This is a genomic window from Phormidium sp. CCY1219, assembly GCF_035615515.1.
GTDB lineage: Bacteria > Cyanobacteriota > Cyanobacteriia > Cyanobacteriales > Laspinemataceae > CCY1219.
Genome location: NZ_JAJENT010000963.1, coordinates 1 through 17,766, shown reverse-complemented (window position 1 = coordinate 17,766; position 17,766 = coordinate 1). Strand labels below are relative to the sequence as shown.

Below are 17,766 nucleotides of genomic sequence, written 5' to 3'. Positions count from 1 at the left end.
ACTTAGGACAATATGAGGAAGCCATTGCCTCATACAACGAAGCCATCCGCCTCCAACCGGATTTCGCCGTAGCTTATAACAACCGAGGGATAGCGCAGCGTAACTTAGGACAACATGAGGAAGCCATTGCCTCATACAACGAAGCCATCCGCCTCCAACCGGATTACGCCGTAGCTTATTTCAACCGAGGGAACGCGCAGGATAACTTAGGACAATATGAGGAAGCCATTGCCTCTTTTGATTGTGCCTTAACCTGGAAACGGGATTTGTGGCAAGCGTGGACAAATCGAGGCAATGCCGCAGGAAAGGTACAAACGCGAAATTCTCCCTATCTGCCTTCTGCCCTCGCTATACAAAATTCAAACTTGAACCAGAGAGGATTTGAGGGTAAATTGGCGAGTTATGAGGAAGGGCTGAAGTATTGCCAGCAAGACACCCATCCGGAAGGGTGGGGTATGTTGCATTATTGTATCGGCAATGCCTATTATTCCCGATCGCGCCTAGATGCCCGACGTCGCCGACAAGACTGGCACGCCGCCTTCACTCACTACAACCGCGCCCTGGAAACTCTCACGGAAACCGCCTATCCCGAAACTCATTTAGAGGTATTGCGCCAGTTAATTGGGGTATTGCTCGGTTTGGAGGAAACGGAACAGGCGCAGGAGTTGCAACGGCGCGGAGCGGATTTGCTGCGGCGGTTGGTGGAAGATTGTGCGGGTTCGGGGAAGCAACGGCAACTGGCGCTGAAATTTGCCGATTTTAATCAATTGACGGTGGATTTGTGGGTGCGACGGGGGGATGTGGTACGCGGGTTGGAGGTAGCGGAGGCGGGGAAAAATGCCTGTTTGTCTTGGTTGTTCTGGGGCAGAAGTGAGGCGGTGAGGGAACCGGATTGGCAGCAGATTCGCCAGTTGGTGAGGCGGGAGATGCCGCCAAACTCCCTGGGGAAGGGGGGCTTCATCACTTCCACCACTGCAGCGGTGTACTGGCATCTGAGTCCCTATGCGCTCAGGACATTTATTCTCAAACCGGATGCGCCGTTCCCGACGGTGTTGGGGGAATCCCGGTTTCGGGAGGGGTCGGGGTATATGGGCAATTTGCCGGAATTGGAAGAGTGGAGCGCGCAGTGGAATCGCCAGTATCGCCGGGATAAGGGGAGCAAACTGAGCGCACTGGCTGCGGATTGGCGGGGGTCTTTGCCGCAACAGCTCGATCGCCTGGGTGAGATTCTTCAAATCGAGGCAATTTTAGCGGAATTGGAGGATTGCCAAGGGTGCGATCGCCTGCTTCTGTTTCCGCACAAGGACTTGCATCGCTTTCCCCTGCATGCCTTATTTTTAAATTGCGATCGCTTTCCTCGCACTTGCGCGATCGCCTATCTCCCCAGTGCTGCTTTTGGACTGGGGTTGTGGGCATCCTCCCCGGGGGAAGAGACGGGAGAAATGCCCTCTGTGCTCAGTCTGCAAAATCCCGACAGTCAGATAACAGATACCGAGGGTACCCGGAAAAGCCTGGAACCATTGCCGGCAGCGGATATGGAATCTCATATAATCTCCCGGCGGTTTGCCCGGGTGACGCGCCTTGCGGAAAAGCAAGTCACCGCCGAGGCAGTGAAAAGTGCGTTGCGACAATCTCACGCCGGGATGCACTTTACGGGTCATGGCTATTATGAGTTTACCGATCCGCTTGCTTCTGCCTTGTGCCTCAGTGGGTGCGATCGCCTCACTGTCAGAGATATCCTGCAACTGAATTTGAGCGGCTATCGCCTCATCTCCCTTTCCGCCTGCGAAACCGCCGTGAGTGGCAACCCCACCATCACTAGCGAATATGTGGGATTATCCAGTGGATTTCTGCGATCGGGCGTGTCAGCAGTCCTCAGTACCCTCTGGCAAGTACAATCCGATGCTAGCACTTTATTCTTCCTCTATTTCTATCAGCAACTGCACCAGGAATACCCCACCCCAGTGGCGTTTACTGCGGCACAACACTGGCTAAAAACTGTTACCCGAGAAGACTTAGCCCAGTGGTACCGACAACTGATAGCAGAACTCTCCCAAACCCCCCACCCCAGAGACGCCGACTGGGCCTGCATCGACTATTTAGAAGCCTGTGCGGAGAACCTTGCTACAATAGAGAAAAATCCACCTTATGCCGACCCCTATCATTGGGCCACTTTTACACTTTACGGACGATGAACGACCAACAAGCGAACATTTTCAAAGCCTTTATTGCTGCCCTGACGCAGTTAAATGACCCCTTGCCCCCGCAAGTGCAACAGCAGCTTAAAACCATCGCTCAAACTGGCGAAATTTCCCGCTTGTCTGGCGTCGTCCAGCAGCACGAACCCCTGGCGATCGCCTACAAACAGGCGCGCAATTGGTTGGTAGAACACAGCAACCAGCAGCGCAAAGGATTGGACTTTTTACCCGATGCCACTTGGGAAAAGGAAAATCCCGATAACACCGAAATCGATAACGCTTCTGGGGATATTTCCGATTTGCCGAGTTTGCCAGAGGTGTTGCAGACAATTAAGAAGCGATTGGACAAAGAAACCCTGGAACAAAACATCTCTTATCTGCTAGATACCGACAATTCGGTACAGTCGGCAAAGCATTTTTTATATCCGGATATTCCGATGATGTAATCTCATGTTTTCCCGCTTTGCTACCCTATATTTGGCAAAATTCCTGTGGGGAGGCACTAGTTCCAGAAGGGCGTTCCTACTATGTGCTGGGAACGCCTTTTCAATCCCCCGCTTTTATTATCTAAAAATGGTATAATGTATGAGCGATAATCTTCAAATCATTTATCCAACGATTGATGTATTTCAATACGATTTAGCCGATGGTTTGGGTCAATCCGAGGAGAAAATCAAACAAAACCGACAGAAATTTTGGCAAAAACTATCGCCCAAAATCACCCCAGAAGAAGCGGAGAACTATGCCAAGGCGGAAAGCGAGGCGTCGCCTTTTGTGGAATTACTGGGCGACAAAAAATATCAGCCATTTCCCCACCCGCAGGATGGCTATTACTACCCGGTGAAAGTGGGGGATACCTATGCTTTGCTAATCGACTGTTCTGGGGAAAAGGAACCCCGGGATAAGAAAGGGAAAGGGAAAGCGATCGCGGTGTTGAAATACATCGATGAAATGGTGCGGGCAAAACTGCATACTCCCCCAAGTATTGGCGAAAGTTGGCTAGTTTGGGGACAACTGCCCATTGAGGGACAGGATAGGAAAAAAACCGCCCAGGATTGCCTAAAGCACCTGTCATTATTTGCCGATTTTAAGTGGGAAAAAGACTTAAAAGGGACAGGAGAGTTTTGCGGGGCAACGTTCTACGATTTGTGGCGGGTACCGAGCGATCGCGGCACTTTGGCGCACAATCGGCATTTGGTTATCTGCCTATTTCAGCCTCACGCCTCCCCGGAGAAAATCCAACACCTCTTGCCCGATTTCATCCAATTATTTCGCTTCCGCAATAAAGTGATTTGGGCATATCGGCAAAGTCGGCAACTGAAATCCGACATGAAACAAGCGGCACAAGTTATCCAAACCATTGTCAAGGCATTACCGAACCAAGTGAAGGATGGTGCGGTTAATCTCAAGCTGTTGCAAGACTATCTGGCAGATACCTTGACAATTTTATCTACCTATGGGAATTATTTGAGCAGGCTGGAAGAACAACAGCACACCTTGGCAGCCAATTTGAAAAATTACCAGCGGCGGGTGGAAAAAATCGCCCAATTAGATAAAAACAATGGCGATTGCCGGGTTGAGGTGTTTCGAGAATTTGCCGATTATGCGATGGAGAAATATCAGCCGCAGATAGAATCGGATATTGCCAGTTTAAGTGCTGGATTGCGCCTGTTAGAAAATGCGATAAAAACCATCGAAGGTATCATCAACCTGGAACAAACCAAAAGCGATCGCGCCTTAAATCTAACCGTTGCTGCAGTGGGTACGGGATTGGCGGTGAGTGGGGTCACGGCAACTGTCGCCACAAGCTACTATCAGCCCCCAGAAAACACGCCACGCATTGCTTTCCTCGGATCCCCGGCGTTATGGTGGAGTCTGGGCATCGGGGCGAGTTCCGGCGCGATCGTCGCAGGGGCGATCGCCTTAGTTGTGGCGTTACTGCCTCGTCTCCGTCGCCGATAACCCGGCATTTGCCACCTCCGCCCCTCTCTGGCAACTCCTCGGGGAATTTTCCCGAATTTTGCCTTACCCATGCAGTCAACCTGCACCGTTTTCTGAGAGAATAAAGATAAAAGCCGACGGGAATCCAGAGGCGAGCGATCGTCTCTGGGATTACTTCCACACTCACTCCTCGAGCCATAGCACAGAATTTGTAATTTGTCAAGGGTTTAAAATTAATCCAGATTTGGCTCTGGGGGATTTAAAATCGAATGGAAGCGATCGCTGTTGCCCGAAACACCAGCCCCGAGAGGTCCGGCAACCTAACCCAGAACAGGGCGATCGCCGCTACCCATTCCCTAGGGTGATTTGCTCATATAATTAAGGTTATCCAATGCTTGAAATCTTGTTGCTAGATACGCTTACCATTCTGGCTGTGTTTTGGTTCATTGCCGATCCAAATCAAGCTAAAGCCTATGCCGAGAAAAAAGCCCGCCTGCGCGCGCAAAAAAAATCCGCCTCGGCAACTTCTTCGGCAACTTCTTCGACATCGGCGATCGCCTCCACTGAGGAAACAGCGCCAGTGTTGCGCGCCAAAGATACGGAACTGGAAGCCAATGGCTCTGAAATCCCTTACAATCAGAAACAAGAACTCGACCCTGATGAGTGGAAAAAACAGGGACGCCAGCGCTCCAAAAAAATCGCGATCGAACCGATACCCGGTGAAGCAAAATGGCCCTCTTTATCCGCTCGTTAATTCCCATTTTATCTCAACTTTTGGGGCATTCATTTCCGATTTTAAAACAAGGATTGTGGATTTTACCGAAGCGTTCGGTGCGCGAGGCCCCGCCGTTGATTTTGGGTTAAAATTAGGTTTGGTGCATGACGCCCCGCCGTTAATTTTCCTTTAATTCCATGCCTTGGCTACCGGGCGTCACGCACCTACGGTGGGGAATGAAAATGGCATGAAGAAAACTACAAAGCGATGAGCGAACCGTTTTTAATTAACCTGAAAGAAGCGTTTCTAAATGCACCGGGTTTTTGGGAAAGCAGTCTTTCGGAAAAATCTGGCAACTGGTGCAAGCGAGTGGAGGGAATTGACAAAACCCAAACCGATGGGTATTCGATTATCGGGGATTTTGTTAGTCAATGGAATCTGCAGACATTTCAACAGCCTGGACTTTACTTGTCTTGCGAGAAAAAAGGTAGCAAGAAAGGGGCGCAAAAGCGACTATATGCTTTGTTTGTACTGCAGCCAAATGGTGAGGTGCAAATCCTGAAAGAATACCGCAGTGCGAGCAAGGATTGGGCGGTGGAATTGTGGCCCGATATCGAAGCGCATTTAGCTATCCAAAGTGATTCGGTGCAGCAGCGGCGATCGCAGTTGCTCTCGGAAATCGAGACCCTGGAATTCGAGCTGAGTCAGCGCCGCGCTGAGTTAGCCGCCTTGGAGATAGAAATGGACCGGGATTAACCGATTGTCAATCCGCGATCGCGAATCTCCCCGCCCCCCAGTCACGCAATTTCGCGGCTTTCAGACTTTTTTGTAAAGAATTGTTACAAAAACGTGGGGTTTCACCCCTCATGGGTTATAGTCAGAGTATTAGTAGATGCACCCTGATGGCTTCCCGTTCGATTCGAGCGGGAATTTTTTTGGCCTGTCTATTGCAAGTTAACAACTGAATATGGAAAATTGCCAATAGTGGGGGGTTATCGCCAGTAGGGACGCCCTTTCCAGAAGATGCCCACCACAGCGGCGATGAAGGATAACTGGGAGAACCCCACCAGCATCAGAGGGAGGGGCAGGAGGGACTTGAGAAACAAGCCGAGGAGCAAGCAGAACGCCAGGGACCAGAGGGTAGAGGCGTTGAGGGGGAAACCATGCCACCCTTCGGCGATATAGACGGCGAGGCAGCCCATGCCGGTTGCCAGGGCGAAACTGACAATCATGCCCAGGGGTGGGGAGAGGAGCAGGTTCAGGGGGCGCAGCAGGAGGGGATAGAGGGCGATACTCCCGACGAGTAAGAGTTCTACGGCGGCGACGATGAGCATCGTCAGACCTGCCACCTGTAGCAGCGATCGCCAGGGGAGATATTTTAAGCGCTCGAGCGGGTTTCTCATGGGGAAATCTGGGAAAGAGATTAGATTGAGTTTATAACAAAATTGGCTGGAATTGCAAGCCAGGTCGAGCTAGGCGGAAGCGGGGGCGGCGAGGCGTTCGGGAAGAAGAAAAAATCTCCCAGTGGTGTAGTGGAAAAAACTAATGTTATAACAGTTTTAGTCCGAGTAAAATCGGCAAAGATTAAGGAGAAATCGGGAGAGGGGTTGTTTGGCCAATCTTCTGGCTTCCCCGAGAGCGAAAAGCAAACCGTTCTTGCGTAAAATTACCGCCATGACTAGGGAAACAGCATACTCGTTAAACTTACCGGGGGACAATCAAACCCTGCGGATTTTAATTGTAGAAGACGATCCGATGATGCAACTGGGATTAGAGCAAGCGTTAGCGGAGTATCCGCAGTTAGAAATTGTCGGACAAGCGGAAGACGGCTATCTAGGCGTTGCGGAGGCGCAAAAACTGAAGCCGGATTTAGTGGTGATGGATATTGGGTTGCCGCGTTTGGATGGGATTGCGGCGACGCAACAAATTAAAGAGAAATTGCCCGAAGTGCGGGTGGTGATGTTAACTTCTCATACCACGGAAACGGAAATTGTCGCCTCCCTGTCGAGTGGTGCGGATGCCTACTGCATCAAAGGGGCGAATGTGGATAGACTGCTAGCCGCGATCGCCGCTGCAGCAGAAGGGGCGACCTATTTAGATCCGCAGATTGCCCGAAGAGTCATCGACCATTTGAAACCGCCGGCGAGTGCGAATAATATCGGACAATTATCCCAACGGGAATTAGAAGTGCTTAAATTAATGGTAGAAGGATACAGCAATCCGGAAATTGCCGCCGAGCTTTATTTGAGTCCGAATACCATTAAAACCCACGTGCGCGGGATAATGAATAAACTGGCAGTGGACGATCGCGTGCAAGCTGCGGTGGTGGCATTGCGATCGGGGTTGGTATAAAGTGATGCAAAATCCGGCCAGTGAGGAATTGATTCGGCAATTTTATCCGGAAAAAGTGACAATTCCGCTAACTCCTCCGGGGTGGGTTTGGGCGTTTTGAAGGGGAAAAGCTTTGGCTTTTTTTAGGAGTGTAGAGAATCAATTCAGGAAAACAGAGGTTATACTACGGACACATGCCCACCCCCATCGGTGGGGAATGCCACCGATCCATCGCCCCCTATTCGGGGGATCGTTTGCGATTTCGAGAGTTGAGCACACTGACCGATCGCAGGAGAACTGAGTAATGATAGCAATTCCCGGCATTGCCATTCGCGAGAAAATTTATGAAAGCGCGCGGTCAATCGTCTATCGCGGTATCCGCGAACGAGACCCCCAACCGATTGTGGTGAAAGTATTGCGTGCCGACTATCCCAGTGCGGCAGAATTGAGCCAATATCAGCAAGAATACGAAATTTGTGCCGGGTTGGGTATAGAAGGGGCGATCGCCGCCTATAGCTTAGAGAACTATCGCAATAAACTCGCCATTATTTTTGAAGACTTTGGCGGAATTTCTTTAAAGCAAATTTTAGAACAGCGAACCTTTATCGTCCAAGAATTTTTAGCCATTGCCATTAAGCTTGCCGAAACCTTAGGCGAACTGCACGGAAAAAACATCATTCACAAAGACATTAATCCGGCTAACATTGTGGTCAATCCAGATAGTGGGGAAGTCAAACTCATCGACTTTGGGATTGCCACGATTGTAGAGCCAAACCACCGGGGGGCAAACAGCCCGCACGCGATCGAAGGAACCCTGGCTTATATGTCTCCAGAACAAACTGGCAGAATGAACCGATCGCTGGACTATCGGAGTGATTTTTATTCTCTCGGCGTTACCTTTTACGAATTGCTCGTTCATCAACTGCCCTTTGAGGCCACCGAAGCAATGGAATTGGTTCATTGTCATCTGGCAAAACAGCCCAAGCCGCCGCACGAAATCAATCCAGAAATTCCCCTAGTGCTTTCTCAAATTGTGATGAAACTGCTGGCGAAAACTGCAGAAGAGCGATATCAAAGTGCTTGGGGATTGCAAGCGGATTTAGTGATTTGCATGATGCAATTAGAAGCCACCGGAGAAATCGAAGATTTGATTCCCGGGGAAAATGATGTGTGCGGCAAATTTCAAATTTTGCCCAAACTGTATGGTAGAGAAGCAGAATTGCAAAGGATTATTGAAGCGTTCGAGCGGGTAGCGGGGATTTCTGCTACCCCATCTGCCAAACGGCACATCGAACTGATGTTAGTTTCCGGATATGCGGGAATTGGCAAAACTGCTTTGGTGCAAGAAATGGGCAAATTAATCACCGGGTATCGCAGTTATTTTATCTCGGGAAAATTCGAGCCGCTACCGGGGAATCATCCCTATTGTGCTATCATTCAAGCCTTGCAAAAATTAGTGGGACAACTGCTTACTGAAAGCGATAGCCAGTTAGAGAAATGGCGAGAAAAGCTCCATCGAGTATTGGGGGAAAATGCACGAGCGATCGTGGAAGTGATTCCGGAATTGGAACTGATTGTAGGGGAGCAACCGTCGGGGCCACAATTGCCGCCGGGGTTCGCACAAGCGCGGTTTAAGGTTGGGTTTCAAAACTTGATTCAAGCCTTTGCGGTGCGATCGCATCCCTTGGTGTTGTTTTTGGACGATTTGCAGTGGGCGGATGCGGCATCATTAAGTTTGATTCACCAATTAATGACCGCCGAAAATGGGCGATCGCTGTTATTAATCGGGGCTTATCGCGATCGGGAATTGTCGCCAGAACATCCGGTAATGGAAACCCTTGAAGCGATAGAACAAGCGGGAGTGCCGGTCAATCGGCTACAGTTAGAACCGTTAAAACTCCCCGGCGTCACGGAGTTAATTGCCGACACCTTACAGTGTAGCACAGCCACGGCTAAACCGCTAGGGGAATTAGTGGTAGAAAAAACCCAAGGAAATCCGTTTTTTATCACGGAATTTTTACACTCTCTTTATGAGGAAGGGGCGATCGCCTTTGACCTACAGAGTTTGACCTGGGAGTGGTTTGTCGATCGCATTCAAGCGCGGGAGATGACCGATAATGTGGTGGATCTGCTCAGCGCCAAAATCCAAAAATTGAGAGCTTCTACCCAAGCGGTGTTAAAAGTAGCCGCTTGTATCGGCGATCGCTTTGACTTGGAGATGGTTCTCACGGTATCCGGAGAACCCCGGGAGGTGGTCACTCGGGCGCTGCAGGAGGCGATCGCGGAAGGATTGGTGGTGCCCAGTAGCGACAGTGTAGGCGAGGCTCACCGGGTGGGTACCGCCGAGGGCTTGCAATTCGCGCACAACCGCATCTATGAAGCGGCCTATGCCCTGATTTCCGATGCGGAAAAGTACACCTTGCATCGAAAAGTGGGAGAGTGCCTGCTGGAGAGAACTCCCTCACACCTGCGCGATGAGACACTGTTTGAGATTGTTAGCCAACTGAACTTTAGCAGGGGGGAGATAAACGCGCGATCGCAGAAAGAAGAACTGGCGCGCTTAAACCTGCGGGCGGGAAGGAAAGCCAAAGCCGCCGCCGCCTACGAAGCCGCCCGCAGCTATTTTACCATCGGTCGCGACCTGCTGGAGGAGGAAAGTTGGGGAAGAGAGTACAACCTAGCCTTAGACCTGCATGAAGAAGCCACAGAAGTGGCCTATTTGTGCGGGAACCTAGAGGAGATGAGCCAGTTAGCCGAGATAGTGAGGAACCGCGCCCGCAGTGCCCCGGACAAGGTGAAAGTGTATCAAATCACCCTGCAAGCCCGGATGGGGCAAACCCAGCAACTGGAAGCGGTGCGACTGGGACTGGAGATGGCGGAACAACTGGGGATAAGCTTTCCCAGCGCCCCGGCGATCGCGGACATCGAGGCCGCACTGGCTCGCACAAAATCCCAGATGCAGGCACAGACCCCCGCCGATTTGCTGCAGCTTCCGCCAATGGGCGACGCGCACAAACTGGCGGCGATGCAGATTTTATCCAGCCTAGCCTCAGCCAGCTATCAAGCCGCACCGCAACTGTTTCCCCTGGTGGTTTTCCAGCAGGTGCAGCTCTCCCTCGCCTGGGGAAATTGCTCCTGGTCGGCTTTTGCCTATGCCAATTACGGCGTCATTTTGTGCGACACATTCGGCGAAATCGACCTGGGGTATCGGTTTGGCGAACTGGCGATCGCCTTGCTGGAACAACGGCCCAGTGCAGAGATAAAAACCAAAATTATCGCGATCGTGGCCGGCCTGATTGGCCATTGGAAACGCCATTTAAAAGACAGTTTACCTCAGTTGCGCGCTGCAGAGCGCAGCCGCATAGAAACCGGGGATTTAGAGTGGGCGGCCTATGCGGCCAAAAATCACTGTCAGAACTCGTTTTTGATAGGCAAACCCCTGCTGAAAGTAGAACGAGACCTGGCAACCTGCAGCGAAACTCTCGCCCAACTGCACCAAACCACGGTGTTCACCTGGAATGAAATGTGGCGGCAATTGGTACTCAATTTAGTCGCCGATGTAGAATATCGCGATCGCCTGATTGGAGAAGCCTTTAACGCAGAAGAATGGCAGCCAGCATTGCAGTCAGCTAACGACCGTAACGGACTGCATTACTTGTTTTTGTGCCAGCTCATTTTGGCTTATTTATTCGAGCGGTTTCCGGAGGCTTTGCAATCGGCGATCGCGGCTGACGAGTATTTAGATGGCGTCACCGGCTTGCCCGTGGTACCGGTGTTTTATTTCTACGATTCTCTCACCCGCTTGGCACTTTACGAAACTTCGGACAATTCGCAACGGCAAGCCTTGCTAGACCGGGTGGCCAACAACCAAGAAAAAATGCAACGATGGGCAACTCACGCGCCGATGAATTACGCCCATAAATATTATTTAGTGGAAGCGGAACGATATCGCCTGCAAGGGGATAAATTAGCGGCGATGGACGAGTACGATCGCGCTATCGAATTAGCCCAGAAAAACGAGTACCTGAATGAGGAAGCCCTGGGTAACGAACTGGCTGCCAAATTTTATCGCCAACTGGGCAAAATTACCATTGCTAAAGCCTATATGCAGGAATCCTGGTCTTGCTATTTGAAATGGGGAGCTTCTAGTAAAGTCAAGCAGTTAGAGGAAAATTATCCCCAGTTGTTGGCTATTCCTTACCTGGAGATGGAGTCGATGGAGGCGGGTAAACTTGCTGAAAATCGCGTCAGAGCAACCGGGCGACGGCAGACTTTAGATGTGACCACGGTGATGAAAGCCTCCCAAGCGATCGCTAGCGAAATTGTCCTGGATAAATTACTCGCCTCTTTGATGAATACCCTGCTGGAAAATGCCGGAGCGCAAAAAGGAGTATTGATTTTAGTCAATTCGGGAAAATTGTTAGTGGCGGCGTCAGCTTCCGTGGATGCAACCACCAATTTAGAGCAACCCATTCCGGTGGAAGAGTACGAAGATTTGCCGTTAAATTTGATAAAATATGTGGAGCGCACTCGCTCCGATGTGGTGTTGAGCAATGCCGCGCGCGAGGGACAATTTACTCAAGATTCCTATATCGCCCAACGCCAGTTAAAATCGGCGTTGTGCAGCGCGATCGTCAATGGCGGAAAAGCGATCGCAGTTCTGTATTTAGAAAACAATTTAACCACCGGGGCGTTTACCCCGCAACGACTGGAAATTTTGCGGGTGTTGTCGGCACAAGCGGCAATTTCTCTGGAAAATGCCATGCTTTATACTTCTTTAGCGAACGCCAAACAACAATTAGAGGAGTATTCCCGCACCCTGGAAGTGAAAGTTGAGGAACGCACCCGGGAATTAAAAGCTAAAGAAGTGTCCCTGGCGGAGGCGCAAAGACTTGCCAAATTGGGAAGTTACGAGTATGATGTGATTGCCGATGCTATCACTTGGTCCGAGGAGTTGTATTGTATTTTAGGACTCGATCGCGAATCTCCGATTCCGTCATTGAAAGAGCATCAGCAGTTAATTCACCCCGAAGATTTGGAGTTTTGGTTCACTACAGTGCAACAGTGTATCGAAACCGGGTGCGATCGCGAATTGGACTATCGAATTATCCGACCCGATGGCCATTTCCGCTATGTATCGGCCAAAATCAAAACCACTGCCAATGAAGCGGGACGGGTGATTAAATTATTCGGCACGATTCAAGATATCACAGAGCGCAAACTCACCGAAGAAGCCTTGCGCCGCAGCGAAGCACAATTGCGCGAACAAGCAACCGAACTGGAACAAACCCTGCAACAACTGCAGCGCACCCAAGCACAACTGATTCAAACCGAAAAAATGTCCGGTTTGGGGCAACTCGTGGCCGGCGTCGCCCATGAAATCAACAATCCCATCGGCTTTATTTATGGCAATATCGAATATGCCGGCCAGTATGTAGAAGACTTGCTGAATCTAATTCAGTTATACCAACAACATTATACCACACCCATGGCAGAAATACAAGAAGAAATGGAGGCGATCGATTTAGAATTTATCGCCCGCGATTTGCCACATCTGCTCGCCTCTATCAAAAACGGAGCCGATCGCATCCACAAAATCGTCCGAGGATTGCAGAACTTCTCCCGCCATGATGAATCAGAAATGAAACCAGTAGACATCCACGAGGGCATCGAATCTACCCTGCTGGTTTTGCAATCCCGCCTCAAACTAACCAACGGCAAATCGGCGATTCAGGTAGTGAAAGACTATGGCAATCTACCCAAAATTACCTGTTATGCCTCGGAACTCAATCAGGTCTTTATGAACGTCCTCAGTAACGCGATCGATGCTTTGCACTCTCTGGTCAATGGTCATTTGTCCTTTGTCACTGGGCAAAAGTCATTGGTAACAGGTTCAAATGACAAAGCACAAACGACAAATGACCAATCCCAAATGACCATTCGCATTCGCACGGAAAGTACGCCGAATGATACGGTGAAAATTTCGATTGCGGATAACGGGATGGGGATGAGCGATCGCGTGCGACAGCGGATATTCGATCCGTTTTTTACCACCAAACCGGTGGGGTCGGGTACGGGATTGGGATTGTGGATTTGTTATTCCATTGTGGTGGAACGACATGGGGGAGAATTCAGTTGCATTTCCGCCCCGGGAGAAGGTGCGGAATTTATCATCGAAATTCCGGTGCGATCGCCGAATAAGAAATAGCCCGATTGGCAGGAGTGCGAGATAAAAAGCCATTGGCGGGAGAGTCAATCGGAGAGGGGCAAGGTGAACCAGAAGGTAGACCCCTCACCGGGGGTGCTGTTGACGCCGATTTCGCCGCCATGTGCGGTAACGATTTGGCGACAGAGATAGAGGCCCAAACCGAGACCGGTAGAGCGTCGGGCATTCGGACCGCGCGCGTAGAGTTCGAATAAGGTTTCGCATTGTTCCGGGGTCATGCCCACCCCATTGTCACCGATCGCGCAGCGAATTTGCGGGTCTTCTACCGCTACGGTGATGGTGAGTTGCACCCCTGGGGGGTTATGGGTGAGAGCATTGACGATCGCATTTTCAAACACCCGCCACAACTGTGCCGGATCGGCATGGATTGTCGGCAAGTCGTCGGGGATGTGGGTGGTGAGGGTAGCCTCGTTTTTCTCCAAGAGGGGATGCAACTGGCAAGTGAGCGATCGCACCAGGGGTTGCAGTTGGGTTGGTTCTCGGTGTAACACCACGCCGCGCACTTCGCTGGCGTGAACTTCCAGCAAGGAATTAATCAAGGTTAACTGGCGATCGCACCCTTGGATAGTGCGTTCCAGGGTCGATCGCGGTACCGGGATGGGGGTTTGGGGATTGTGGGAGTTCTCTTGTCGTTGCAGCAAGTTTTTTACTAACAACAAAGTGCCCATCACGGGGGTTCGCAAATCGTGAGTTACGGCATGTAAGAATAAATCTTTGAGCTGGTGCAGTTCCTCCAATTCGCGCACTGCTTGGCGCAATTCTTGGGTACGCTCTTCCACTTGTCGTTCCAAGTTAGCATTCAAATCGGCGAGTTGTTGGTAAAGCTGACCTTGTTGAATGGCGATCGCCACTTGTGTTGCCAGTCTTTCGAGCAATTCAATTTCCGATGCTTGCCACTGGCGCTGGCGATCGCACTGATGGGCGACTAACAACCCAAACAAGCGATCGCCCACCACAATTCGCACCGCCAACCCAGACTTAATCTGATATTCCCGAAAATGCTCTTTCAGATCCGGGGATAAATCAGCAGTGCGGGTATCGTTCATCACCTGCACGGGAACCGCCAAAAATTCCTTGACTTTATTCACATAGATATCGCGCGGGGTCACAGCTCCTACCAGGGATTTGTACCCTTCCGCCACCGATTCTGCCACGATAATCCCATCGGAACGCCCGTCAAATTGACCGATACAGACGCGATCGACTTGTAAAAAGTGCCGCACTTCTGCCACGGTGGTGTTGAGAATTTCCTGTAAGTCCAAGGACCGCCGAATTCGCAGGGCAATTTCTCCCAACAGGCGATCGCGTTGTGCCGAAGCGCGCAATTTTTCCTCGGCGCGCACGCGATCGGTAATGTCGCGCACCACGCCCAAAATATGCGGCTCTCCTTTATAAATAAACCCGGTACCCAAAGCATCAATATAAAACCCCGTGCCATCTTTGCGACGATGAACCGACTGGGTGCGATATTCCCCGCCGGCTTTCAGGGTTTCGAGAAATTTCGCAATCAAATAATGATAATCGGGATGCACGTAATCCTCCGGGGAAAGTGCCAGAAATTCTTCGTAAGAATAGCCGTGCATTTTGTAAGCTGCTGGATTGGCTTCTACCGGATATCCCTCCAGATCCGTAATCATCAACCCATCGCTGGTGGCTTCAAAAATACTGCGATATTGCGCTTCTTTTTCGCGCAACTGAGCCTCGGCGCGCTTGCGTTCGGTAATATCGTTCATTACCCCCAAAACGCAAGGCTCGCCGTCAAATTCAATCGTTTCTGCAGAGAGCAATCCTACCCGCGATTTCCCGGCTTTGGTAAGCAATTCGACTTCATAATTATACACCGAGCCGTAGCGTTCCAATCTCTCGATAAATTCCTGCTTATTTTGTTGGTTTACCCACAGGTTGAGGTCTTCCTCCTGGCGACCGATTATTTCGTCGCGTTCGTAGCCAAAAATCCGCAAGCAACTTTGGTTGACATCGATATAGCGCCCGTCTTTCAAACTACTGATAGTCATCGCATCGGGACAAGAACGGAAGGCTTTGGAGAATTTTTCTTCCGAAACGCGCAAGGCTTCTTCCATGCTTTTGCGTTCGGTAATATTAAAGCCGACAAATACGGCAGCTTCGCCGCGATTGTATTTTTGGCCGATAATTAAGTAATCGCAAATGCCCTCTTGAGTGAGGATTTGCACTTCTTGGGATGCTTCGGGTTCGTTGCTGGCAAAAAAGTCGCGGACGAATTCGTTAAATTCGGCGGTGAAGTTAATAAAGCCGATATTTTGACCGACAAATTCTGCCGGGGACATCTGGAAGGATTGCGCCAGATATTGGTTGACGCCGAGATAGTTTAAATCCGCAGAAATCCAGGCGACGGAACCGGGTACTGCGTCTAATACCGCTTGTAGCCGATCGCGCGCTTGTTGCAAAGATCCGATTAATTCGCTGCGGAGTTGTTCCCCATGTTTGCGATCGCTGATATCCCGCACGATCGCCAGCACTTCTCGGTCCCCGCACATCACCACTCGCGCTTCCCAATCTCGCCGCTGTTGGCTGCCTTCTGGAGTGGGATGCAGCAGGTAATATTCGAATATTTGCGGTTCCCGAGTGGCGATCGCGCGCTCTAGATAATGCCGAAATAGTTTCGCCACGGATTCGGGCAGTAAGTCTTCCACTTTTTGGCCGATAATTTCCCGGGGTTCGACCACTAAATCGTTCGGGTTATCCGCTTTGAAATCCAGATATGTGCCATCGGCACTAAAGCGAAAAATTAAATCGGGAATGGCATCGAGCAAGGCGCGATTTTTCGCTTCGCTTTCTCGCAGGGCCGCCAGGGAATTTTCTACCTCGCTGATATCCCGCACGCTCACTACCCGCGCCGGATTTCCTTGATAGAAAATTGTCTTGGCTCGCACTTCGCAGTGAAACGGCGTGCCATCTTTTTTCTGGGCGATCGCTTTAAAAGGTTCGTCTGATGGATATTTGACTTTTTCGGTGATTAAATCTCGCGATTCGGGGGCGGTGATTTTTAACACCGATTCCCCGAGAATGTCGCGGCTGGTATAGCCAAATAAAAATTCTGCCGCTGGGTTGAGGTCTACGATTTTTCCGTTTTGATGAATGATGACCGCTTCAAAAGTAGCATTGAAAAAGCTCTGCAATCGTTCTTCACTGCCTTTTAGCTGTTCCTGGGTGCGAGCGCGATCGCTGATATCCATTAATACTCCATCCCAGATTAAATTCTCTCCCTCTTTTCTGGCTCTGCCCATGCCTTTAATCCATTTGGTTTTACCGCTAGGCACGATCGCTCTGCCTTCCCAATGCCAAGGTTCTAATGTCTGCGCTGACTTCATCACCGAACGCTCGTAAGCATCGCGATCGTCTGGATGCAATAACTCCGCAAGTAAGTTAAAATCCGCTTCGATCGCTTCCGGTTCTAATTCAAATAAATCGCGACATCCGCTACTGGCAAATAGCACCGACCGCCGCCCATCGGGTAACTGTTGGAACTGATAAATTACCCCCGGTACGTTTGCCGCTAACTGTTGCAAGGCAGTGAGATATCGCACCTTTTCTCGCTGCAATTTTTCGTCGGTTTGCTGTCGTTCCAGGCGCAGCCCAATACTGGCAGCAATGGTCATCAAGCCGGTGGTTTCATCCGTGGACCACTGGCGATAGTGCTGGCAATCATCAAATCCGATAAATCCCCAAAATTCTCCCTGGACTTGAATCGGTACCACCAACAATGCTAAAATATCCTGCTGGGAGAGCAGATCCCGTTCCGTGGGGGGAAAATCTCGCACCGTGCCGCCGATAAAGTTCCCGCGCGGTAAGGCATCATACCATCGGCTGATTCCCGCCTCTATATAGGTGAGGTTCTGCAAGATCGGATTGTCGATTTGCGCTTCGATGCCGCCTCTGACCCATTCAAACCGCTGAGAAATCGCCGGTTCCCCGGTTTCCGGGTGGGCATGATGCTCGAAAAGATAAACGCGATCGACATCCGCCGCCATCCCCAATACCTCTAAGGTGCGATTCATGGCCGTATCGTAATCCGCGATCGTCAGTAATTGATAGTTGGCTTCTGCTACCCCCTGCAATAAATTCGGGCTAGTCGGCGGATGGATCGGACAAGCCCCCCACCCCACTAACCCGGATGAGTTTCCTCGCTGACTGACTTGGTTTCCCACTACAGTTCTCCTTGGTTGTCGTTGGTCATTGGTCATTAGTCATTTGTCCTTGGTCATTGGTTATTGGTTCTTGGTCATTTGCCTGGGAATGCCCCCCCGAGACTCCGCCTCCCCACCGCCAGTTTTTCCCTTACCCCGTACCAGTCCTCTTTAGAGGACTTGCGCTAT

At 50.7% G+C, this 17,766-nt stretch carries 9 protein-coding genes; 7 read left to right on the top strand and 2 right to left on the bottom strand.

What is annotated here, in order from left to right; all coding sequences use genetic code 11:
* From LKK83_RS30980 to LKK83_RS30960, 5 genes are all read left to right on the top strand, one after another.
* Positions 1-2,195, top strand: a 2,195-nt coding sequence (locus LKK83_RS30980; RefSeq protein ID WP_324635318.1) for a CHAT domain-containing protein, incomplete at its 5' end; no start/stop codon positions are given.
* Complete coding sequence (locus LKK83_RS30975; RefSeq protein WP_324635317.1) at positions 2,192-2,644, top strand: hypothetical protein; 453 nt, start codon at positions 2,192-2,194, stop codon at positions 2,642-2,644. The genes LKK83_RS30980 and LKK83_RS30975, both read left to right, overlap by 4 nt.
* 139 nt (positions 2,645-2,783) lie before the next feature.
* The gene (locus tag LKK83_RS30970; RefSeq protein ID WP_324635316.1) at positions 2,784-4,160 is read left to right on the top strand and encodes a hypothetical protein; all 1,377 of its coding nucleotides are present in this window, start codon (positions 2,784-2,786) and stop codon (positions 4,158-4,160) included.
* A gap of 370 nt (positions 4,161-4,530) precedes the next feature.
* Complete coding sequence (locus LKK83_RS30965) at positions 4,531-4,893, top strand: hypothetical protein (RefSeq protein ID WP_324635315.1); 363 nt, start codon at positions 4,531-4,533, stop codon at positions 4,891-4,893.
* Between the two features lie 228 nt (positions 4,894-5,121).
* Complete coding sequence (locus LKK83_RS30960) at positions 5,122-5,610, top strand: hypothetical protein (RefSeq protein ID WP_324635314.1); 489 nt, start codon at positions 5,122-5,124, stop codon at positions 5,608-5,610.
* A gap of 236 nt (positions 5,611-5,846) precedes the next feature.
* Here LKK83_RS30960 and LKK83_RS30955 read toward each other — a convergent pair whose 3' ends face one another.
* Complete coding sequence (locus LKK83_RS30955) at positions 5,847-6,257, bottom strand: peptide chain release factor 1 (protein ID WP_324635313.1); 411 nt, start codon at positions 6,255-6,257, stop codon at positions 5,847-5,849.
* Between the two features lie 322 nt (positions 6,258-6,579).
* Here LKK83_RS30955 and LKK83_RS30950 point away from each other — a divergent pair, with 322 nt between their 5' ends.
* A complete protein-coding gene (locus tag LKK83_RS30950; protein WP_324635319.1) occupies positions 6,580-7,206 on the top strand; it encodes a response regulator transcription factor in 627 nt (208 codons plus the stop codon).
* 283 nt (positions 7,207-7,489) lie between these two features.
* Entirely contained in the window at positions 7,490-13,393 is a 5,904-nt protein-coding gene (locus tag LKK83_RS30945) for a protein kinase domain-containing protein (protein ID WP_324635312.1), read from the top strand.
* A gap of 44 nt (positions 13,394-13,437) precedes the next feature.
* Here the strand turns inward: LKK83_RS30945 and LKK83_RS30940 are convergent, their stop codons facing one another.
* Positions 13,438-17,634 (bottom strand): PAS domain S-box protein, encoded by a 4,197-nt coding sequence (locus tag LKK83_RS30940; RefSeq protein WP_324635311.1) that lies wholly within the window; start codon positions 17,632-17,634, stop codon positions 13,438-13,440.
* Positions 17,635-17,766: the final 132 nt, after the last annotated feature.